General features: G+C 74.2%; 24 protein-coding genes and 1 pseudogene. 7 read left to right on the top strand and 18 right to left on the bottom strand.

Annotated features, from left to right (window positions below; all coding sequences use genetic code 11):
* Positions 1 to 92: 92 nt before the first annotated feature.
* The 5 genes and pseudogenes from KUV85_RS00375 to KUV85_RS00355 all read right to left on the bottom strand — a co-directional run.
* Positions 93 to 266: pseudogene (locus KUV85_RS00375) on the bottom strand (DUF255 domain-containing protein); the annotation flags it as partial.
* Positions 247 to 1,374 (bottom strand): ABC transporter ATP-binding protein, encoded by a 1,128-nt coding sequence (locus KUV85_RS00370; RefSeq protein WP_219961242.1) that lies wholly within the window; start codon positions 1,372 to 1,374, stop codon positions 247 to 249. The gene KUV85_RS00370 and the pseudogene KUV85_RS00375, both read right to left, overlap by 20 nt.
* The gene (locus tag KUV85_RS00365) at positions 1,374 to 2,189 is read right to left on the bottom strand and encodes an ABC transporter permease subunit (RefSeq protein WP_219961241.1); all 816 of its coding nucleotides are present in this window, start codon (positions 2,187 to 2,189) and stop codon (positions 1,374 to 1,376) included. The genes KUV85_RS00370 and KUV85_RS00365 overlap by 1 nt, the downstream gene beginning before the upstream one ends.
* Entirely contained in the window at positions 2,186 to 3,034 is an 849-nt protein-coding gene (locus KUV85_RS00360) for an ABC transporter permease subunit (RefSeq protein WP_219961240.1), read from the bottom strand. Before KUV85_RS00360 ends, KUV85_RS00365 begins: the two co-directional genes overlap by 4 nt.
* Positions 3,031 to 4,269: an ABC transporter substrate-binding protein gene (locus tag KUV85_RS00355; protein ID WP_219961239.1), complete on the bottom strand. Its 1,239-nt coding sequence runs from the start codon at positions 4,267 to 4,269 to the stop codon at positions 3,031 to 3,033. Before KUV85_RS00355 ends, KUV85_RS00360 begins: the two co-directional genes overlap by 4 nt.
* A gap of 179 nt (positions 4,270 to 4,448) precedes the next feature.
* On the opposite strand from KUV85_RS00355, the gene KUV85_RS00350 reads away from it, so the two are divergent.
* Together KUV85_RS00350 and KUV85_RS00345 are read left to right on the top strand one after the other, a co-directional pair.
* Positions 4,449 to 5,096, top strand: a complete 648-nt coding sequence (locus KUV85_RS00350; protein ID WP_219961238.1) for a CDP-alcohol phosphatidyltransferase family protein — start codon at positions 4,449 to 4,451, stop codon at positions 5,094 to 5,096.
* A complete protein-coding gene (locus KUV85_RS00345; RefSeq protein ID WP_219961237.1) occupies positions 5,093 to 5,839 on the top strand; it encodes a TVP38/TMEM64 family protein in 747 nt (248 codons plus the stop codon). The genes KUV85_RS00350 and KUV85_RS00345 overlap by 4 nt, the downstream gene beginning before the upstream one ends.
* On the opposite strand, the gene KUV85_RS00340 is transcribed toward KUV85_RS00345, so the two are convergent.
* Genes KUV85_RS00340 through KUV85_RS00325 form a run of 4 tightly spaced genes read right to left on the bottom strand, consistent with a single transcriptional unit; the run spans position 5,827 to position 9,188 of the window.
* The gene (locus KUV85_RS00340) at positions 5,827 to 6,918 is read right to left on the bottom strand and encodes an NAD(P)/FAD-dependent oxidoreductase (RefSeq protein WP_219961236.1); all 1,092 of its coding nucleotides are present in this window, start codon (positions 6,916 to 6,918) and stop codon (positions 5,827 to 5,829) included. The genes KUV85_RS00345 and KUV85_RS00340 overlap by 13 nt on opposite strands.
* The gene (locus tag KUV85_RS00335) at positions 6,908 to 8,350 is read right to left on the bottom strand and encodes a dihydrolipoyl dehydrogenase family protein (protein WP_219961235.1); all 1,443 of its coding nucleotides are present in this window, start codon (positions 8,348 to 8,350) and stop codon (positions 6,908 to 6,910) included. The genes KUV85_RS00340 and KUV85_RS00335 overlap by 11 nt, the downstream gene beginning before the upstream one ends.
* Entirely contained in the window at positions 8,347 to 8,625 is a 279-nt protein-coding gene (locus KUV85_RS00330; protein WP_219961234.1) for a zf-HC2 domain-containing protein, read from the bottom strand. The genes KUV85_RS00335 and KUV85_RS00330 overlap by 4 nt, the downstream gene beginning before the upstream one ends.
* Entirely contained in the window at positions 8,622 to 9,188 is a 567-nt protein-coding gene (locus KUV85_RS00325; RefSeq protein WP_219961233.1) for an RNA polymerase sigma factor, read from the bottom strand. Before KUV85_RS00325 ends, KUV85_RS00330 begins: the two co-directional genes overlap by 4 nt.
* 108 nt (positions 9,189 to 9,296) lie before the next feature.
* On the opposite strand from KUV85_RS00325, the gene KUV85_RS00320 reads away from it, so the two are divergent.
* Positions 9,297 to 9,677, top strand: coding sequence for a thioredoxin family protein (locus tag KUV85_RS00320; protein ID WP_219961232.1), 381 nt, complete (start codon positions 9,297 to 9,299; stop codon positions 9,675 to 9,677).
* Positions 9,678 to 9,679: 2 nt separating this feature from the next.
* Here KUV85_RS00320 and KUV85_RS00315 read toward each other — a convergent pair whose 3' ends face one another.
* The 3 genes from KUV85_RS00315 to KUV85_RS00305 all read right to left on the bottom strand — a co-directional run bounded on the left by KUV85_RS00315 (position 9,680) and on the right by KUV85_RS00305 (position 11,657).
* Complete coding sequence (locus KUV85_RS00315; RefSeq protein ID WP_219961231.1) at positions 9,680 to 10,252, bottom strand: aminoglycoside 3'-phosphotransferase; 573 nt, start codon at positions 10,250 to 10,252, stop codon at positions 9,680 to 9,682.
* Positions 10,253 to 10,435: 183 nt separating this feature from the next.
* On the bottom strand, positions 10,436 to 10,840 hold the full coding sequence (locus tag KUV85_RS00310; protein WP_219961230.1) for an MmcQ/YjbR family DNA-binding protein: 405 nt from the start codon (positions 10,838 to 10,840) through the stop codon (positions 10,436 to 10,438).
* 43 nt (positions 10,841 to 10,883) lie between these two features.
* A complete protein-coding gene (locus KUV85_RS00305; RefSeq protein WP_219961229.1) occupies positions 10,884 to 11,657 on the bottom strand; it encodes a crotonase/enoyl-CoA hydratase family protein in 774 nt (257 codons plus the stop codon).
* 118 nt (positions 11,658 to 11,775) lie between these two features.
* On the opposite strand from KUV85_RS00305, the gene KUV85_RS00300 reads away from it, so the two are divergent.
* Positions 11,776 to 12,621: a 3-hydroxybutyryl-CoA dehydrogenase gene (locus KUV85_RS00300; protein ID WP_273544015.1), complete on the top strand. Its 846-nt coding sequence runs from the start codon at positions 11,776 to 11,778 to the stop codon at positions 12,619 to 12,621.
* Here the strand turns inward: KUV85_RS00300 and KUV85_RS00295 are convergent.
* On the bottom strand, positions 12,612 to 13,517 hold the full coding sequence (locus KUV85_RS00295; RefSeq protein ID WP_219961227.1) for a class I SAM-dependent methyltransferase: 906 nt from the start codon (positions 13,515 to 13,517) through the stop codon (positions 12,612 to 12,614). The genes KUV85_RS00300 and KUV85_RS00295 overlap by 10 nt on opposite strands.
* Positions 13,518 to 13,570: 53 nt before the next feature.
* A complete protein-coding gene (locus KUV85_RS00290) occupies positions 13,571 to 14,818 on the bottom strand; it encodes an oxygenase MpaB family protein (protein ID WP_219961226.1) in 1,248 nt (415 codons plus the stop codon).
* A 45-nt stretch (positions 14,819 to 14,863) separates the two neighbouring features.
* Between KUV85_RS00290 and KUV85_RS00285 the strand changes: the two genes are divergently transcribed.
* Entirely contained in the window at positions 14,864 to 15,484 is a 621-nt protein-coding gene (locus KUV85_RS00285) for a TetR/AcrR family transcriptional regulator (protein WP_219961225.1), read from the top strand.
* On the opposite strand, the gene KUV85_RS00280 is transcribed toward KUV85_RS00285, so the two are convergent.
* Both KUV85_RS00280 and mca read right to left on the bottom strand, forming a co-directional pair.
* On the bottom strand, positions 15,439 to 15,654 hold the full coding sequence (locus KUV85_RS00280) for a hypothetical protein (RefSeq protein WP_219961224.1): 216 nt from the start codon (positions 15,652 to 15,654) through the stop codon (positions 15,439 to 15,441). The genes KUV85_RS00285 and KUV85_RS00280 overlap by 46 nt on opposite strands.
* Positions 15,655 to 15,658: 4 nt before the next feature.
* Entirely contained in the window at positions 15,659 to 16,534 is an 876-nt protein-coding gene (gene mca, locus KUV85_RS00275) for a mycothiol conjugate amidase Mca (protein ID WP_219961223.1), read from the bottom strand.
* A 59-nt stretch (positions 16,535 to 16,593) separates the two neighbouring features.
* On the opposite strand from mca, the gene KUV85_RS00270 reads away from it, so the two are divergent.
* Both KUV85_RS00270 and greA read left to right on the top strand, forming a co-directional pair.
* Positions 16,594 to 17,001: a DUF4307 domain-containing protein gene (locus KUV85_RS00270; protein ID WP_219961222.1), complete on the top strand. Its 408-nt coding sequence runs from the start codon at positions 16,594 to 16,596 to the stop codon at positions 16,999 to 17,001.
* 157 nt (positions 17,002 to 17,158) lie between these two features.
* Positions 17,159 to 17,668, top strand: coding sequence for a transcription elongation factor GreA (gene greA, locus KUV85_RS00265; RefSeq protein ID WP_219961221.1), 510 nt, complete (start codon positions 17,159 to 17,161; stop codon positions 17,666 to 17,668).
* 24 nt (positions 17,669 to 17,692) lie between these two features.
* Here greA and ilvA read toward each other — a convergent pair whose 3' ends face one another.
* Both ilvA and KUV85_RS00255 read right to left on the bottom strand, forming a co-directional pair.
* Positions 17,693 to 18,904 carry a threonine ammonia-lyase gene (ilvA, locus tag KUV85_RS00260; protein WP_219961220.1) on the bottom strand — a complete coding sequence of 404 codons (1,212 nt, stop codon included), beginning with the start codon at positions 18,902 to 18,904 and terminating at the stop codon, positions 17,693 to 17,695.
* A complete protein-coding gene (locus KUV85_RS00255; protein ID WP_219961219.1) occupies positions 18,904 to 20,070 on the bottom strand; it encodes a cystathionine gamma-synthase in 1,167 nt (388 codons plus the stop codon). The genes ilvA and KUV85_RS00255 overlap by 1 nt, the downstream gene beginning before the upstream one ends.
* Between the last annotated feature and the right edge of the window lie 71 nt (positions 20,071 to 20,141).

The following is a 20,141-nucleotide window of genomic DNA, read 5'->3' as shown; positions in this document are numbered from 1 at the left end:
AGGCGTCCAACAACGTCCTACAGCGAACCCAAATGGCGTGATTCACGCTCAAGTCAAGCGTGAATCGGCGTCAGTAGCCGAGACCTCAGCGCGACTCCGACCACGTGGCACCAGTGGCACGCGGCGTACCCGACGCTGAGCAGCACCGGTACGTCACGGCGGCGCGCCTCGGCGAACGCCTCCTCGCCCCACTCCCACCAGTCGACGGGGTTGTCGGCGTGCTGCAGCAGGTAGGGCGACGTGGCCTCAGCCAGTCGATTCGGCATGGGCACCTCCCGGCGCCACGGTATCCAGCGAGGTCGACGACGTCGCGTCCCGGTCGGGGCCGGCCGGCACGGCCCACTGCGGGCCGGCTCCCTCGGGCAACCCCACGCCGACCCGGTGCCCGGGGGTCACGTCCTCGCCGGCGGGCAGCTCCACCTCCAGCGGTGACCCGTCCTCGGCCACCAGCGAGACGATGACCCGCGTCCCGACGGGCCGGCGGCGCACCACCCGGGCCGACACCCCGGGGCCACGGGTGCCCCCGGCCGCGGCGACGCACAGTGCCTCACGTCGCAGCAGCAGCGTGGCCGCCCCGCTCCGCGGCGCCCCCGCGGCGACGGGGACGCGTCCCCACGCCGAGTGGTGGGCACCGTCGCGGACGGTGCCGGGCACCTCGGTGAAGCCGCCGAGCAGCCGTGCGACCGCGAGGTCGGCCGGGCGACGGTGGAGCTCGGGCATCGGGGCGTGCTGGTGGACGGTGCCGTCGATGAGCACGACGGTCGACTCCGCGAGCGCGGCCTCGTCCAGGTCGTGGGTGACCAGCAGGACCGTCGGCTCGAGCGCTGCGCGGACCTCGTCGAGCAGGTCGTGCATCGCGGCACGCAGTTCGCGGTCCAGTGAGCTGAACGGCTCGTCGAGCAGGAGCACGCCGCGCTCGGCCGCCAACGCCCGCGCCAGGGCGACCCGCTGCTGCTGGCCGCCGGAGAGCGAGGCGACGTCGCGGCGTTCGAACCCCTCCAGGTGCACCAGGCGGAGGTAGCGCTGCGCGCAGCGTCGCGCCTCCCGCCGCCCCGCGCCGGCCAGGCGGGGCGCGAAGCCGACGTTGCCGGCGACGTCGAGGTGGTCGAAGAGCAGCGGGCGCTGGAACATCATCGTCAGGTCGCGCCGCTCGGTGGCGTCCCCGGCGACGTCGCGCCCGTCGATCAGCACGCGACCGGTCGCGGCGTCCCGCAGTCCGGCGGCCACCCGCAGCAGCGTGCTCTTGCCCGACCCCGAGGGCCCGACCACCGAGACCATGGCGCCGTCGGCCACCTCGACCGAGACGTCGGTGAGCGCGTCGGTCGCCGCTCCCGGGTACCGGTGGCCCACGCCGTGGATCTCCAGCCTGCTCATCAGCGCATCCTCTCCTCGACCGGCATCGGGTCCGTCTCCGCGGCACCACCGCGGCGGCGTACGACGGCCGCCACCGCGACGACCAGCAGCACCGGCGGCAGCAGGGTCGCCAGTGCCATGGCGGCGACCGTGGCGTCGGTGCCCGACCCCGCGGCGGTGGACCCGAGCAGCACCGGGGCGGTGACGAACCGGCCACCGCCGACCAGCAGCGTGACGACGTAGTCGCTCCAGCCGACGAGGAAGGCCAGCAGTGCCGCGACGACGATGCTGCCGCGCATCGCAGGCAGGACCACCTGCCACCGCGCCTGTCGCGGGGTGGCGCCGAGGGCGCGGGCCTGTGACTCGAGCTCGGGCGACGTCCTGGCGTAGCCGACGGCGGTGGTGTAGGCGGCGTACGGGACCGCCACCACGGCCAGCAGGACCACCACCGAGACCAGTGCGGGCAGGCCGATGCGGATCAGCACGACGTCGAGCCCCATCGCCACCGCGAACGGGGGCAGCACGACGGGCACCAGCAGCACCGCCACGACGAGCCGGGGGCGTGCGGTCAGGCGCCACCCGAGCGCGCGGCCGGCCACCAGGCCCACCGGGGTCGCGACCGCGGCCACCGCCACGGCGAGCGCCAGCGAGCGGAGCAGCGCCGGGGCCAGTCCCGCGGCGCCGGCATCGCGCCAACCGCCCGTGCCCCACGCCTGCGGCAGGAGGTCGGGGAAGCTCCAGCGCTCGGCCCCTGCCCACAGCAGCACCGGCACCAGCGGCAGCACCAACCAGCCCAGCGCGAGCACCACGCCCACCGCGTGCGTACGCCGGCTCATGCGCGCACCCCCTCGGTCAGCGCCCGCAGCCGCGGGAGCGCGGCGAGGGCCGGCACGGTCACGCCGAGCGCGAGGGCGGCGCCGGTCACCGCCGCAGCGGCCGCCGCCGGCCGGTCGGCGAGCTCGATGGACCCGAAGAGCCGGAAGGCCAGCACCGGCAGCGGCTCCGGGACGGCGCGACCGAGCAGCCAGGCGACCTCGTAGGAGCCGATCGCGTACACCAGCGTGACCAGCGACGCGGCGCCCACCGCGGGCGCGGCCGTGGGCAGCAGCACCCGGGTGAGGCGTTGCCACGGACGGGCGCCGAGTCCGGCCGCGACCTCCATCCGCGCGCGGTGGCCGGGCGCCACGGCGGCCAGCACCACCAGCGCCACGAAGGCGGACTCCTTCCACGCCAGCTCCAGCACCGTCGCGACCGGCCACGGACCGCCCACGAGCGCGGGCCAGGCACCACCGGTCGCCGGGGCGAGGAGACGGGCGCCGAGTCCCCCGTCGCCCAGCAGCAACAGCACCGAGGTGGCACCCACCAGGTGTGGGACGGCCAGCGCGACCAGGCACGCGATCCGCACCACGGTCGCGGCACGGCCACCGGGCAGCATCACCACCGCCAGCAGCAGCCCGACCACCGCTGCCAGCAGCGTCGCCGGCACCGCGATCAGCAGGGACTCGCCGACGCCGGCCGCCAGGTCGGGGGCCGCCGTACGCCAGCCGGTCAGGCCGGGCGTCGGGCGGCCGTAGAGCGGCATCAGCCCCAGCGAGGTCGCGACGACGGCGAGCATCCCGGTGCCCGCCACCACGGTGATGGCCACGACCCCGGGGACGGCACCGGTCGGGCGTGGCCTCATCGGCGCCCCAGGACCTCGCGGCGCCACCCCTCGTCCAGCGGGTTCACCCAGTCCGAGGACAGCTCGGGCTGGGCGTTCTCGGCCAGCTCGTCGTACGCCGGCACCACGGGTGAGTCGGGCAGCTGCGCGAAGGCCTCGGCGTCGGCACCGTCGAGCAGGTCAGTGTCGAGCACGGTGAACTGGCCCCACACCTCGGGGTCGGCCTTGGCGGCCTGCTGCTCCGGCGACAGCGCGAGGTCCGCGACCGCCATGGCGCCCGCACGGTCCGGTGAGCTGGCCGGGATGGCGAGGAAGCTGGCGTTGCCGACGGTGCCGTCCTCGAGGTCCAGCACCCGCGTGGTCTCGGGGAAGGTGCCCTCGCGCACGAGCTCGGTGAGGGTCGCCGGGCCGTAGGTCATGGTGAAGTCGACCTGGCCGTCGGCGTAGAGCCGGTCCAGGGCCGCTTGGTCGCGCGGGTGGGTGCGGCCCTCGCGCCACAGCGACGGCGACACCTCGCGCAGGCGCTGCCACAGCGCGGGGGTGAGGTCGTCGAAGGCGGCCCGGTCGAAGCCTGCCGGCACGGCCTCGGCGCCGCCGGAGAGCGCGTAGAGCGCCTGGCGGACGAAGACCGAGCCGGTGAAGTCCGGCGGCGCCGGATAGGTGAACCGGCCCGGGTGCTCCTCGGCCCAGTCCAGCAGCCCGGCGACGGTCTGCGGCGGGTCGCTGACGCGGGCCGCGTCGTAGGCGAAGGTGAACTGCGCCTTGTGCCAGGGCGACTCGCAGCCCTCGACGGCCACGCCGAAGTCCTCGGCGACCAGCGGGTCGTCCTGCGCCACGAACTCCCGGTGGGGCAGGTCGTCGGCCCACCCGCACAGCCACGCGCCGGCCTCCTGGCCGGTGGCGAAGTTGTCGCCGTTGACCCAGACCAGGTCCACGGTGCCCTCCTCCTCGCCGGCGGCGTTCTCGGCCAGCAGGCGCCGCATGGCGTCCTTGGTGTCCGCCACCGGCACTCGGCGCAGCGTGACCCCGAGGTCGGCGGCCGCGGGAGCCAGCACGTCGTCGACGTAGGCGTTGCCGCGCTCGTCGCCGCCGTACATCCACAGGTCGACGGTCTGCCCGTCGGCCTCCGCGAGCACCTCCGCCCACGGCCGGTCGGTGGCCTCCGGGCTCTCCGCGGCCGGTGCCGCACAGGCGGCGGTGACCAGGCCGGCCAGCGCGAGGGCGGCGGCGCCGGTGGCCGGACGGCGGGTTCTCATGGCGGCGGGACTCCTCGGGGTGGTCGGCGCGGGAGCGCGGCGTCGTCGCCACGGGAACACGGTGGGGGTCACGGGGACTTCCCGTCACGTGGGGACGGCGCAGTGGGAGCACGGGCCGCGGTGTCGGCCAGCATACTGACGGTGCTGCGCGCCCCGACCGCCCGCGACGAGGAGGCCCGATGTTCGACGTCATGCTCCGGCGCCGCCTCGACGCGCCGCTGGCGCGCGCGGCGGCGGTCCTGGACCGCCCCTGGGTCACGCCCGACCGGCTCACGGTGGCCGGCCTGGTGGTGGGCCTGGCCAGTGCGGGCCTCGCGGCCGGAGAGCTGTGGGGATGGGCCCTGGCGACCTGGTTGGTCTCGCGGGCCCTGGACGGCCTCGACGGTCCGCTGGCGCGCCGTCGGGGGCCGCACGGCGAGGGCACCCCGGCTGGTGGGTTCCTCGACATCAGCGCGGACTTCCTGGTCTACGGCGTCACGGTCGTGGGCGTCGCGGTCGGCGTGACGTCCTCGGCGGCGGACCTCGCCGACTGGCTGCCCTTCGCCGCGGTGCTGGTGGCCTACTACGTCAACGGCACCGCGTTCCTCGCCTTCTCCTCCATCGCCGAGGGCACGGGCCACCGCATCGAGGACGGCCGCTCGCTGAGCTTCCTGGGCGGGATCGCCGAGGGCGGGGAGACGATCCTGGTGCACGCGCTGTGGTTGCTGCTCCCGTGGCACGCACCGCTCATCGCCGCCGTCTGGGCGGCGGTGGTCGGGGTGAGCGCCGGTCACCGGATCGTGGTCGGCTACCGCACGCTGCGGCGTCCGGCGGAGGCGCGGCCGTGACCGGGAAGTCGGCGGACGGTCCGCCGGGTTCCCGCGTCGTGAATGCCCCCGAGCGCCCGTCCCGCGGCGCCGTGCTGCGCCTGGTCGTGCTGCTGCTCGGGTTCACCGCCGTCGCCGTCGCCCTGCACCTGAGCGGATGGAACGGGCCGCGGCAGCTGCAGGACCTCGTCGAGTCGGCCGGGTGGGCGGGCGTCGTGGTCTTCGTCCTCGGGTACGCCGTCCTGGTGCTGGTGCCCACGCCGGCGTCGGTGCTCACGATCCTCGGCGGCGTCCTCTTCGGCATCTGGTGGGGCACGCTGCTGGCCTGGTGCGGCGCCCTGCTGGGGGCGTGCGGCGGGTTCCTGCTGGGCCGCGGGCTCGGGCGCCCCGCCGTCGACCGGCTGTTGCACGGCCGGCTCGAGCAGGCCGACCGGCTGCTGGCCGCGCACGGCCTGGTGGCGGTCCTCGCGGTCCGGCTGGTGCCGCTCTTCCCGTTCACGCCGCTGAACTACGCCGCCGGGCTGCTCGGTGTCCGGGGACGTGACTACGTGCTCGGCACCGCACTCGGCATCGTGCCGGGTGCGCTGGCCTACGCGGCCGTCGGCGCCTCGGGTGCCAACCCGGTGGGCATCGTGGTCGCCGTCGGTGGCCTGGTGGCGCTCACCGCACTCGGTGGCACCGTGGGTCGCCGGCTGCTGGCGCGCAGCCGCGTCGCGCCCGACGACGCGGCGGACGCCGGCGGCGGGGCGGGTCAGTCCCGGTAGTCCGCGAGCCAGCTCCGGTCGATGCGGTGCTTGAGCACCAGGCTCGACCGGCCCAGCCACCACCAGCGGCCCCGGACTGCGAGCGCGGTCCCGCCGCCGAGGTCGAGGATGGACAGCGCTCGCTGCTGCGGCCGGTACGCCGGCGCCGCGGCCCCGCGCTGCCGGGTCTCGAGCGCGGCCAGGAGGACCGGTCCCTGGCGCACGCCGTGGACGCCGATGCGCGGGAGGGGCTGCGGCAGGAAGTCGGCGCAGTCGCCCGCGGCGTACACGTCGTCGTGGTCGCGGTGCTGGAGGGTGGCGCGGACCGGGAAGCCGGCGTCGCCGCCCAGCGGTGGCCGTGTCGCGAGCGGGGGCGCCGCGAGCCCGGTGGCCAGCACGGCGAGGTCGTGGGAGGTCCGGGTGCCGTCGGCGAGCACGACCCCGTCCCCGTCGACCCGGGTGACGGCGGCGCCGCTGGTGAGGGAGACCCCGCGGTCGGCGAGGAGCGCAGCGAGCCGCGCGGCCGCCCGACGCGGCAGGAAGTCGCCCACGCGAGGTCCGGCCTCGACCAGGTGGACCCGGTCGGTGTCGGGACGCGCGGCGAGGTGGGCCGCCAGCTCGATGCCGCTGGGTCCGGCGCCGATGACGCTCACCTGGTGCCCGCGGCCCGGGGGTGGCTGCCGCAGGCGCTCGCGGAGCCGGTGGAGGTCGGCGAGCGGCTTGACGCCGATCACCTCCTCGGCGACCTCGACCCCCGTCGGCACCGCCGCGACGCTGCCGACGTTGCAGGACACCACGTCCCACTCCAGCCAGGCACCGTCGTCGGTCGTCACCGTCCTGGCGGCGGGATCCACGTCGGCGACCAGTCCGATGCGGTGCTCGACGCCGTGGTCGCGGGCGAGGGCGGCGACGTCGATCCGGCCGGCGTCGGGATCGAGGTCGCCCGCCGCGATCGCCGCGGCGGAGCCGCTGTAGTCGAACCAGCGCGGCGCCACCAGGGTCACCCGGTAGCCGGCGGTCGCGAGGCGCGGGGCGTGCCGGAGCAGGTGGAGGTGGGCGTGCCCGGCACCCACGAGCACCAGGCGACGCTCAGCCGGCACGGCGCTCCAGCCACCAGCGCCGCGTGCGCGCGATCCCGTGCAGGGCGCGACGCGTGGCCGGCCGCGCGAGCTGCTCGCGGACGTCGGCGATGGCCGCGTGCCAGGCGCCGTCGTTCCAGGTCGGGTAGGCATGGGTGATGCCGGCCAGGTCCCGGGTGCGCAGGCCGCGGCGTACGGCGAGCGCGAGCTCCCCCAACGTCTCCCCCGCCCGTGGGCCGACCACCGTGGCCCCCAGGATCCGGCCACGGCGGTCGACCGCGAGCCGGGTCAGGCCGTCGGTGCGGCCCTCGGTCACGGCACGGTCGACGTGCTCGTGCGCGAGGGTGAGGAGGCGGACCCCCGGACGTTCCCGGCCGGTGTCGATCCCGACCGCCGCGACCTCCGGTTGGGTGTAGGTCACGCGGGGCACCGCCGCGGTGTCGACGCTGCGGCGTACGCCGAGGACCGCGTTGCTGGCGGCGATGCTGCCGTGGACGCCGGCGACGTGGGTGAACTGCGGATGCCCGGTCAGGTCGCCCGCGGCACGGATCCGCTGGTTGGTCGTCCGCAGCCGGGGATCCACGACGACGAAGCCCCGGTCGTCCACCGCGACCCCGACCGCGTCCAGCCCGAGGTCGTCGGTGCGGGGGCGGCGGCCGACGGCGACCAGCAGCCGGTCGAACCCGATGCTGCCGCCGTCCTCCAGCCGCAGCGAGCCAGCGCCACCACCGGTCGCCTCGACCGCCGTCACGGACCGGCCGGGTCGCAGCCGGACGCCGTCGGCCTCCAGCGCGCGGTGGACCGCGGTCGCGGCGTCGGCGTCCTCGCGAGGGAGCACCCGCGGCGCCCCCTCGACGAGGGTCACCTCGACGCCCAGCCGGGCCAGCCCCTGGCCGAGCTCGCACCCGACGGTGCCGGCGCCCAGGATCGCCAGTCGACGCGGCGCCTCCGGCAGGTCCCAGACGCTGTCGCTGGTGAGCGGGTCGACGTCGGCGAGGCCGGGGATCGGTGGCAGGGCAGGAGCCGCGCCGGTCGCCAGCACGGCCTGGGTGAAGTGGACCGGCTCCCCGTCGACGTCGAGCGTGCCCTCCCCGGTGAAGCGGGCGTGGCCGTGTCGCACCGTCACCCCGGCTTCGGCAAGGGCCGCGGGCGAGTCCACCGGCTCGATCTCGGCGATCGCGGCCCGCACGTGGGCCATCACCCGGCCGAAGTCGACCTGCATGTCGGCGACGTCGACCCCCAGCCGCGCGCCGCCGCGGGCGGCCGCTGCCGCCTCCGCGGCGGCGAGGAGCGCCTTGGAGGGCACGCAGCCGGTCCAGAGGCAGTCGCCCCCGGTGCGGTCCCGTTCGACCAGCAGCACGCGAGCGCCCAGGCCGGCCGCGGTCTTGGCCGCGACGATGCCGGCCGAGCCGCCGCCGAGGACGACCAGGTCCCACTGCTCGGGCGTGCTCATGCCTGCCTCCCCTCGGTGAGGTCCTCCAGGACGGAGCGCATGCGGTCGATCGCGGCCTGGTCGACCGGCCGGGTGCCGGTCCACAGCGAGAGGGCGCGGTGGAGCAGGCGGTGCTGCCCCAGCACCTCCCGGCACCGCTCGCAGGCGGCGACGTGCTCCTCGAGGCGGGTCACCTCGCCCGGGGTGAGCGGGGCGGAGGGGTCGGCGTCGAGGTAGCGCTGGATCCGCTTCGCGGTCCAGTGGCACGAGATCATCTGTCGGAGCATGCGGCTCATGACTGGTCTCCTCGGATCGTGGTGAGGGTGGGACCGATCGCCTTGCGGACGCGTTCGCGGGCGCGGCTCAGCCGCGACATGACGGTGCCGACCGGCACGTCGAGCACCGATGCCGCCTCGGCGTAGGACAGGTCGTGGACGTCGACGAGCACCAGCACCGAGCGGAAGCGGGGGTCCAGGGCGGCGACCGCGTCGCGCAACGGCGCGTCCAGCTGCTCGTGGACGTAGACGTCCTCGGCCGCCGGCGCCTCGGCCGCACCGAACGCGGGCCGGGACGCGTGGATCAGCTCCCAGTCGTCCACCGTGGTCGGCCGGCGTCGGCGGTGCAGGTTGGCGTTGGTGTTGCGCAGGATCGTCAGCAGCCAGGCCCGCGGGTGCCGGCCGTCGAACCGGTCGACCGCGCGGAACGCCCGCACCAGCGACTCCTGCACCAGGTCCTCGGCGTCGACCGCGCTGCCGGTGAGGCTGCGCGCCACCCGGAGCATCACCTCGATCTCGGGCTCCACGACCTCGGCGAAGGCACGGCGTCGCGCGACGTCGTCAGGGGTCCTCGCCGGGCTCATGCGACGGCAACCCGGTGGAGGTGCCGAAACCTTCCAGCGACGACGGACGGCCCCATGGGCCAACCCTGTCACGGCGCTCCACGCCCGTCGGCCGCGTAGGGTCGGTGCATGGCCACGATCGAGTTGACCGGTGACAACTTCGCGTCCCACGTCGAGGACAGCGACATCCTGCTCGTGGACTTCTGGGCCAGCTGGTGCGGGCCGTGCCAGCAGTTCGCGCCGACGTACGAGGCCGCCTCGGAGGCACACACCGACATCACCTTCGGCTCGATCAACACCGAGGAGCAGCAGGAGCTGGCGGCGGCCGCGCAGGTGTCCTCGATCCCGACCCTGATGGCCTTCCGCGACGGCATCCTGGTCTTCTCCCAGCCGGGGGCGCTGCCGCCGGCGGCGCTGGAGGAGCTCATCGGCAAGGTGCGCGAGCTGGACATGGACGACGTACGCCGCCAGGTCGCCGAGGCCGAGGAGTCCGGCGGGCCGCGGGGCTGACCTCAGGACCGGTCCCACAACCACCGGTAGAAGCTGATCCGCTCGGCGTCGGGCGCCACCCCGTAGGCGTCGAAGAACGCCGGCTCGTGGCCGGGCCCGAAGTTCCACTCCAGGCTCCAACTGGCCACGGCGAGGTCGGCCCACCGGTCCGCCACGCCGAGTGAGCCCAGGTCGACGTGGCCGACCCAGGTGCCCGCCCCGTCGACGATGGTGTTGGGTGCGCACGCGTCGCCGTGGCACACGACGAGCCGGTCGACCTCCGGGACGTCGCCCAGCGCCCGTCGCTGGTCGACAGCGACCGTTGCCAGCCGCGAGGCGGCGCTCCAGTCGAACGGACACGTCGCGACCGGAAGGCGGTCGTGCAGCGCCCTGAGGCCGTGGCCGATCGCGCTGGCCAACCGGTCGGCGTCCGCCGTCGCGCACCGGGGATCGACGGTCGAACGCCCGGGCAGCGGCGACAGTGCCAGCCACTCACCCGAACCGCTGCTGCCGTGCCCGAGGACCTCCGGCACCGGGACGTGGGGCGCCAGCCATGCCAGGCGGTCGGCCTCGGCGCCGAGGTCGAGTCCCTGCACCCGGCCGGCGCCCACTTCACGTAGCACCGGCCGTCGGGGCCACTCACGCGGAAGGTCACGCCACCGAGCAGGTTGCGCCACACCGGCTCGATCGCGCCGCCGTCGGCGATCGCCACGACCTCCTCGGGCACGACCACCTCGCCGGTGGGAGGACCGGCGAGCCGTGCTCCGCCTCCCGCCACCTCACCCATCGGCGGCATCCCGTCCCGCGCGGGGCGACGGTGCTCCACCGGGGCGCTCGACCAGCGCGGCGAGTCGCTGGGGCGCCTGGATGCAGTAGGAGTCGGTCAGCAGCTCCGCGAGCTCCTCCCAGTCCGTCGACTCCTCCAGGACGAGGCCGACCGCGTTGCCGCCCACGCGGAAGTAGGGCGGCCCCATGTGGCGGAAGGCGATCACCTCGTCGGGGTCGGCGCGGAAGGTGATGCGGAACAGCTGGTCCTCGCCGCCGAAGAGGTGCGCGACGGTCGAGCCGCGGACGCGCCAGCGGACGCCGGTCCATGCGTCCTCCTCGCGGCACTGCGGGAACCCGGCGAGCAGGTCGCGGACACGACGGACCCATGCCTCGGGCGGGTCGGGGCGGTTCACCACGGGGCCAGTCTGCCCGGCGCCGGGGACATCCGCGGACGGTTGCTCAGCCGTCGAGGTCCTCGAAGGAGCCGTGGCGTCCCGCGCCCCGCGCGAAGCGGTCGGCGCCGGCGACGCCGTCGGTGGCCAGCGAGTCCAGCCCGATCGCGAACTCGGTGCGCATGGCGGCCGCTTCGTCGTGTCCCCACTGCTCGCGCGCCGAGTGCCGGTCACCGCGCAGGCAGGCCTGCGGCATCCGGGCGATCTCGTGGGCGAGCCGGTGCGCCTCCTCCCGGGCGGTGCCGCTGGCGACGACGCGGGTGACCAACCCGATTGCGAGCGCCTCCTCGGCGCCGACGGGACGACCGGTGAGGATCAGGTCCATGGCGCGGCCGTGGCCGACCAGCCGTGGCAGCCGCACCGTGCCGCCGTCGATGAGGGGCACGCCCCAGCGTCGACAGAACACCCCGAAGGTCGCGTCCGCCGCGGCCACCCGGAGGTCGGCCCACACCGCCAGCTCGAGGCCGCCGGCGACGGCGTACCCCTCGACGGCGGCGATGACCGGCTTGGAGAGGTCCATCCGGCTGACGCCCATCGGCGCCGGGCCGTCGGCGTCGAGGTCGTTCTGCCGCTCACCGCCGACGGCGGTGAGGTCCGCACCGGCGCAGAACGTGCCACCGGCACCGGTGAGGACGGCGACGAGGTCGTCGGACTCCTCGAACCGCTCGAACGCAACCGCCAGCTCGCGGGCCATCGGACCGTCGACCGCGTTGCGGCGGTCGGGACGCGCCATCGTCACGGTCGTGACCACGCCGTCGGACTCGACCTCGATGTCGGCCATCGCCACCTCCGGTTGCCTGGGCGCACACGCTAGCGAACCGGGTCACCCGTACCGGTTTCGCTTACCGATCGGTAGCCGATAGCAATGAAGGATGAACGCAACGAACCTTCCCGGTGGGATGAGCAAGGTCGGTGTCGTCGGCGGTGGCCTGATGGGCGCCGGCATCGCCGAGGTCTGCGCCCGCGCCGAGCGCGACGTGATCGTGGTCGAGTCCGACCAGCCGGCCGCCGACAGCGCCCGCGCCCGCCTGGAGAAGTCGCTGCACCGCGCCGCCGAGCGCGGCAAGATCGAGGACGCCGACGCCGTGCTCGACCGCATCAGCGTGGTCACCGACCTCGACGCGCTGGCCGACCGCGAGCTCGTGGTCGAGGCGATCGTGGAGGACGAGGACGCCAAGACCGAGCTCTTCCGCCGCCTGGACAAGGTGGTCGAGTCCGAGGACGCGATCCTGGCCTCCAACACCTCCTCCATCCCGATCATGAAGCTCTCGGTGGTCACCAGCCGACCGCAGCACGTGCTCGGCATCCACTTCTTCAACCCCGTGCCCGTCCTCTCCCTGGTCGAGCTGGTGCCCAGCCTCACCACCAGCGACGAGACCACCGAGCGGGCCCGCGCGTTCATCCACGACGGCCTCGGCAAGCACGCCATCGACTGCCAGGACCGGGCCGGCTTCGTGGTCAACGCGCTGCTGATCCCCTTCATCCTCTCCGCGATCCGGATGATGGAGTCCGGCTTCGCCACCGCCGAGGACATCGACCAGGGCCTCGTGCGCGGTGCCGCGCACCCGCAGGGCCCCCTCGCACTGGCCGACCTGATCGGCCTGGACACCACCAAGGCCGTCGCCGAGTCGCTGTACGAGGAGTTCAAGGAGCAGCTCTACGCGCCGCCGCCACTGCTGGCCCGCATGGTCGACGCCGGCCTGCTGGGCCGCAAGACCGGTCGCGGTTTCTACACCTACTCCTGATCCCGCCGCGCCACCACCGACAGGGTGGCCGGCAGCTGGTCGTGCCACGGCGGGGGCAGCACCCAGTTGTCACCGTTGGGCACCATCACGTCCAGCATCTGCCAGGGCAGCTCCCGTCCCTCCTCGAGGGCGAGGATGCGCAGCCCAGCGCCCAGCAGTGCGTTGACGATCTCGCCGATCGTGTGCGGCCACTCGTAGTTGCGAGTGGCGGTGATGCGGCCGGGGTCGCCGTCGGTGTAGGTCAGCGCCTCGTCGTAGGTGACCGCATGGCCGGACGGGAGCGGCCAGTAGCGATTGCCCACCAGCACCTCGCCGCGCACGGTGTCGTCGAAGACGCCCAGGAACGGGTGGAAGTCGCGGAAGAAGAACGTGCCGCCCGGCCGCAGCAGGCCGGCGACGGCGTGCGCCCAGGCATCGAGGTCCGCGACCCAGCAGATGGTGCCGATCGAGGTGTGGACCAGGTCGAACCGCTCGCCCACCGCGTCGGCTGCCGCGGTCACCTCGCTCTCGACGAACCGGATGGCGACGCCTGCGCGGTCGGCGAGGTCGCGGGCCACCTCGAGTGACACCGGCGAGAGGTCGACGCCGGTCAGGCGCCCACCGAGCCGCGCCAGGGAGAGCGTGTCGGTGCCGATGTGGCACTGCAGGTGGCACACGTCGTACCCGGCCAGCGGGCGTGCGGGGTCCGCCGGCGCCGGCAGGTGCGGGCCGAGCACCGCGACGTCGTCGCTGATCACCGTGGAGATCCGGTCGGGATCGGCGGCGAGGCCGGGCAGGTCGTACTCGGTGCTGTCGGCGTGCACCCGGGCACGGTCGTCCCAGTTCGCACGGTTCGCCGCGCGCGCGGACTCCACGTCCACGCGCACCTCCTCGATCGGTTCCTCCGGCCTGGTCATGTCGTCGATCCAACGTGGCCGGGCCGTCACCGCGCAACCGGGATTCGACGCACTCAGGTACGCAGCTCGGCGACCGCCGGGTCGTCCTCGCCGAAGTAGCTGGCGAGCAGGTGCCGGCTGTTGCGCCGACCCCAGGCGTCCAGGCGGGCGCGACCCCACGGCGTACGCGCGAGCACGCGGTAGCGCCACTGGTTGACCAGCCCGAGGTAGGCGTGCGCCCACGGCGGCCGTCGCGGCAGGCCGAACTCCCGCATCGACTCGGGCCCGAGGAAGACGGTCAGCATGCTCAGCAGCCGCTCGCGCTCGTACGCCGCCCGCACCGGCTGCAGGGCGCGCGTCCAGCCGGGATAGGTCCGGTCGGCCTGCGCGTCGACGACGGCCCGCGCCAACCGTGGGCCCGCCTCCGTGAGCGGCCCCTGGGCCCGCAGCACGTGGTAGTTGATGCGGTGCCGGGTCCGCTCGTCGTCGACGAGGAAGTCGGGGTGCACGCCCATCAGGTGGCCGATCCAGCGCCACATGTGCATCACGTCGCGACTCTGCTGGCGGGTGATGCGGACGCCGAGCGCCCGGGCGCCGATCAGCAGCACGCCGTCGAAGAGCCCCAGCGTGGCGGCCTGGTCGGCCTGGTTGATCGGCTGGCCCCACCGTGCGACGTCCCACTGGTCGACGAAGGAGGCGTTGACCAGGGCGTGCATCGCGCGCACGTGGACCGTCAGGCGCCACGCCTCGCCGCCGGGCCGCAGCGAGCCCGGCTCGGTCAGGGCCACGCCCCACTTCTGCGTCTCGCCGAGGCGGCGCAACGTCATGTCGCCGGTCAGTCCGCCGGTCGCGACGAGCAGGTCGGTGGGCCCGCCGAAGCGGTAGCCGCCGACGAGGGAGAGCTGCAACAGCACGTCGGAGGCGTTCTTGCCCAGGCGGCGGTAGGCGTCCTGGCCGCGGCGCACCCGGTCGAAGTCGACCCAGTCGGGCACCGTGTGGGCGTCCTCGAGGAACTCCCGCAGCACCGGTGGCGCTTGAGGCACGGCGTCGATCCCCTCCGCGAGCGCGCGGTGGAACTGGCGCATGCTCACCTTCTGCTCGGATCCGGACGGTGCCCGCATGGCCCGCGCCAACCGATCGCCGAGCGCGTCGGTCTCGTGCATCGCGCGGCCGATCCGGTCCATCAGCGCCTCGTCGAGCTCCTCGACCCCCGCGATCCACTTCAGCGCCCGGCCGAGGCGGGCGCCGCGTTCCTCGCCCTCGCGGAAGCGGGTCGGGTACGCCGGGGCGGCCGCGGGAGCGGGAGCAGGCTGCGTCGTCATGCCCCCAATCGTGACGCGAGCGATCACTCGCATACAATTCGCATCATGCGGAAGACCCCACGCCAGGCCCGCTCGCGCCGGACGGTGGAGCGCATCATCGCCGCGGGACGCGAGGTGCTGCTCGAGGACGGGTACGACGCCTTCTCCACCAACCGCGTGGCCGCGGCCGCCGGGGTCTCCCCCGGCTCGCTGTACCAGTACTTCCCCGACAAGGGCGCGATCCTGGACGAGGTGATCGACCGCTACTGGGAGGAGGTCACCGAACGGGTGGCGGCCTCACTTGCCGATCGCATCGGGGAGACCGGCCCGGCGATGGTGCGCGACGCCGCCGACGCACTGCTGGCCGCGCTCGAGGCCGACCGACCGTTGCTGCGCGTGGTGGCCGAGGAGCTCCCGGCGACACGTCACAAGGCGCGGCGCGCGAAGCTCGAGGTGCGCGTGCGCGAGCTGATGACGGCGTACCTGGCGGGCCGTCCGGAGGCGACGCACCGGCCGGAGCCGGCCGTGACGGCGTGGACGCTGGTGCTCGCGCTGGAGAACGTCGCGCTGCACTACGTGCTCGACGAGCCGGGGATCGACCGCGACCGGGTCGTGGCCGAGATGGTGGCGCTGGTGGGTGGCTACCTGTCGGTCCCGGACCCGCCGCGCTCGGCCGGGTCGTCGTAGACACCCTCCTGTGCGGCACGGTCGGCCTTCTTCAGCTGCTTGGTGAGGCTCCACCCGAGGAAGGCGACCGCGGCGACCATCGCCAGCAGGACGATGAGGCCGGTCCAGCCCGCGACCACGTCGTTGGCGTCGGGACCCTCCTCCGCGGCGATCAGCAACTGCAGCACCATGACCTCATTCTCCCACGATGCCGGCGAAGAGGTCGTCCTCGGGCGTGGTGGTCTCCACGTGCGACACCACCAGCTCGAAGTCCTCGGTCGGCCAGACCTCGGCGTGCAGCTCCCGCGGCATGGCGAACCAGTGGCCGTCGGGGTCGATCTGGGTCGCGTGGGCCAGCAGCGCCTGGTCCCGGACACCGAAGTACTCCCCGCACGGCACCCGGGTGGTCACCCGGGCGTCCCAGTCCGGCTCCGGCTTCCACTTCGCCAGCCGCTCCTCCCACGGCGACTCCAGGCCGTGGGCGAGCATCGCGTCGTGCAGCGCCTGGATCCGGGGGCGGTTGAAGGTGTGGTGGTAGTAGAGCTTCAGCGGCTGCCACGGCTCGCCCGCGTCGGGGAACCGCTCGGGGTCCCCGGCCGCCTCGAACGCCGCCACGCTGACCTCGTGGCAGCGCACGTGGTCGGGGTGCGGGTAGCCGCCGCGCTCGTCGTACGTCGTCACCACGTGGGGGCGGAAGTCGCGCATCAGCCGCACCAGGGCCTCGGTCGACTCCTCCAGCGGCGCGAGCGCGAAGCAGCCCTCCGGCAGCGGGGGCTTGGGGTCGCCGTCGGGCCAGCCGGAGTCGACGAAACCGAGCCAGTCCTGCCGGATGCCGAGGATGTCGCGCGCACGCGCCATCTCCTCGCGACGGATCCGGGTGATGTCCTCCCACACGTCGGGGCGGTCCATGTTGGGGTTGAGCACCGACCCGCGCTCGCCACCGGTGCAGGTGACGACATGGACGTCGACGCCCTCCGCGACGTACTTCGCCGTCGAGGCGGCGCCCTTGCTGGACTCGTCATCGGGGTGGGCGTGCACGTGCATCAACCGCAGGCCACTGCGCTCGGTCATGGGCGGCATCGTAGAGGGACCGTCATCGGGCGTGGGGACGCGCATGGGACCATGAACCAATGAGCGGCACCAGCGATTCCCTCGCCGAGCGGTACGGCGCCCCGTCGCCGGCGCGCCGGGCGCTGGTGTTCGCGCTCGCGGCCGCCCTCATCCTGCCCGCCTCGGCCTGGCTGCTCTGGGTCACCGTGTCCCACGCCGACCCGGCCGTGGCCTCCCAGGAGATCGGCCACGAGATCGTCGGCGACCACACCGCCACGGTCACCGCCCGCATCAAGTACGGCGACGGTCCCGTCGCCGCCACCTGCACCGCCCGCGCGATCGCGGCGGACAAGACCGTGGTGGGCGAGATCGCCTTCCAGCCCACTCCCGACCAGGCCGAGCACACCGTGGAGCTGGCCACCGACCGGCGCGCGACCACGGTCGACTGGCTGGGCTGCACCGCCGAGGGGCAACCCCGACCGCGTTGAACTCGGGCGTGTCGGCCCGTAGACTCGTATCTCTATCCGGCCACCGGCGCGCGGCATTGGGACCCGCGACGCCCGGTGGTCGAGTTCGTCAGGGCCCGGCTGCCGCGACCGGCCCACCGTTCGATCCGTTCGTAGTACCCCATTGTCAGGAGTAGTGATGACGCAGACCGAGGACCAGGGCACCATCTGGCTCACCCAGCAGGCCCACGACCAGCTGCAGGCCGAGCTGGACGACCTCAAGGGCCCGCGCTGGAACGAGATCGTCGAGCGGATCAGCGCTGCCCGTGACGAGGGCGACCTGAAGGAGAACGGCGGCTACCACGCGGCCAAGGACGAGCAGGGCCGGATGAAGGGCCGCATCGACCAGCTCGAGCAGATGCTGCGCCGCGTCACCACCGAGCGGCCCGAGGACGACGGTGTCGTCAACCAGGGCAAGGTCGTCACCTACAAGTTCGAGGGCGATGACGACGACGAGGCGGAGACCTTCCTCCTCGGCGCCCGCGAGAACGAGCTCGACCCGTCGGTCACCGGCGACGTCTTCTCCGCCCAAGCCCCCCTCGGCGGTGCCCTGCTGGGTCACGCCAAGGGCGAGACGGTGCCGTTCGAGGCGCCCACCGGCAAGACGCTGAAGGTCGTCATCGTCGACGCGACGCCCTACGGCGACTGACCCGCCGGCCACCGAGCCGGGCGGTCACCGCTCTAGGACGACGTACCCGTTGTCGTCCAGGCGGGTGAGCACCGCCTCCGAGTGCGCCTCGCCGCGGGTCTCCAACTGGAGGTGGACGTCCACCTCGCCCAGGTGGAGGCCCGCCGAGGCGCGCTCGTGGATCACCTCCAGCACGTTGGCGCCCGCGGCACCCACCTCGGCGAGCATCCGGGCGAGGCCGCCGGGCACGTCGGCGAGCTTGACCTGCAGGTTGAGGTAGCGCCGGTCGGCGGCCATGCCGTGCCGGATCACCTTCCCCAAGAGCAGCGGGTCGATGTTGCCGCCGGAGAGCACCGCCACGACCGGGCCGCGGAACTGGTCGGGGTGCTCGGCGAGCGCGGCCACCGCGACGGCGCCGGCGGGCTCCACGACCAACTTCTCGCGCTCGACGAGGCTGAGGAGCGCCCGCGAGGTCTCCTCCTCGGTGACGGTCACGACGTCGTCGACGATGGAGCGGACGTGGTCGAAGGTCAGCTGACCCGGCTCCCCCACCGCGATGCCGTCGGCCATCGTGGTCATCTCCTCCAGCCGGACCGGGTGCCCGGCCGCGAGCGAGGCGGGGTACGCCGCCGCTCCGGCGGCCTGGACGCCCACGACCCGGATGTCGGGTCGGGTGCCCTTGAGTGCAGCCGCGACCCCGGCGATGAGGCCGCCGCCCCCGGTGGGGATCAGCACCGTCGCCGCGTGGGGGCAGTCCCGCAGGACCTCCAGGCCCAGGGTGCCCTGGCCGGCGATGATGTCGGCGTGGTCGAAGGGGTGGATGAAGACCCGGCCGTTCTCCTCGGCGTCGCGCCGGGCGGCGTCCAGCGCGTTCTCGATCGGCCCGGACACGAAGATCACCTCGGCGCCGTAGCCCTTGGTGGCACGCTCCTTGGGCAGCGGCGCACCCTCGGGCATGTAGACCCGTGCCGACAGGCCGTGCTGCTGGGCCGCGAGCGCCACGCCCTGGGCGTGGTTGCCGGCCGAGGCGGCGACGACCCCGCGGGCGCGCTCCTCCTCGTCGAGTCGGCCGATGCGCACCGCGGCGCCGCGGATCTTGAACGAGCCGGTGCGCTGGAGGTTCTCGCACTTGAGGTGGACCTGGCCGCCGCCGGTGAGCGAGCCCAGCCACCGGGACTCGATCATCGGCGTCTCGATGGCGATCTGGGCGACCAGCGGCAGTGCCCGCTGCACCTCCTCGAGGGTGACGCGGTGCATCAGGCACCGCCCAGCGCGCGGTCGAGGTCGGCGAGCAGGTCCTCGGCCGTCTCGATGCCGACGCTGAGCCGGACCAGGTCGGCGGGGACCTCCAGGTCGGTGCCGGCGACGCTGGCGTGGGTCATCCGGCCCGGGTGCTCGATCAGCGACTCGACGCCACCCAGGGACTCGCCCAGGGTGAAGACCTGCGTGCCCGCGCAGACGTCGAGTGCCTGCTGCTCGCCGCCGGCGACGCGGAAGGACACCATGCCGCCGAAGCGGCTCATCTGGCGCCCGGCGACCTCGTGGCCGGGGTGCTCGGGCAGGCCGGGGTAGATCACCTGGCTCACCGCCGGGTGGTCCTGCAGGAAGGCGACGACCGCCTCGGCGTTGTCGCAGTGGCGCTCCATGCGCAGCCCGAGCGTCTTGAGGCCGCGGAGCACCAGCCAGGCGTCGAAGGGGCCGGCGACCGCGCCGATGGAGTTCTGGTGGAAGCCGATGCGCTCGGCCAGGTCGGCGTCGTCGACCACGAGGGCGCCACCGACGACGTCGGAGTGCCCGCCGGCGTACTTGGTCGTGGAGTGCACGACGACGTCGGCGCCGAGCGCCAGCGGCTGCTGCAGGTAGGAGGTCGCGAAGGTGTTGTCCACCACCAGCAGCGCGCCCGCCTCGTGGGCCACCGCGGCGAGGGCGGCGAGGTCACCGATGTTGAGCAGCGGGTTGGTGGGCGTCTCGACCCACACCAGCTTCGTCTCACCGGGACGGATCGCGGCACGGACCGCCTCGGGGTCCGAGCCGGGTGCCGAGCTGTGGGCGATGCCCCACGCCTGCTCGACCTTGTCGAAGAGCCGGAAGGTGCCGCCGTACGCATCGTCGGGGAGCACCACGTGGTCACCGGGAGTGCAGGTAGCGCGGACGAGGGTGTCCTCGGCGGCGAGGCCGGACGCGAACGCGAAGCCGTGGCTGCCCCCCTCCAGCGCCGCCACGGTCTCCTCGAGCGCGGTCCGCGTCGGGTTCGCCGACCGGCTGTACTCGTAGCCGTTGCGCAGGCCACCGACGCCGTCCTGGGCGTAGGTGGAGGTCGCGTAGATCGGCGGGATCACCGCGCCGGTCGTCGGGTCCGGCTCGTAGCCGGCGTGGATCGCGCGGGTCTCGAAACCCGCCTTGCTCAGCTCCCGGTCACTCACCCGGACGAGCCTACTCATCGACGGCCCCGTCGTGTCAGTCGCTGAGGCCCGCGCCACCCCGGCGTGGACTG

Source organism: Nocardioides panacisoli (assembly GCF_019448235.1).
Classification (GTDB): Bacteria; Actinomycetota; Actinomycetes; order Propionibacteriales; family Nocardioidaceae; genus Nocardioides; species Nocardioides panacisoli_A.
The sequence above is the reverse complement of the archived record's forward strand: the minus strand, read 5'-3'. Positions and strand labels throughout refer to the sequence as shown.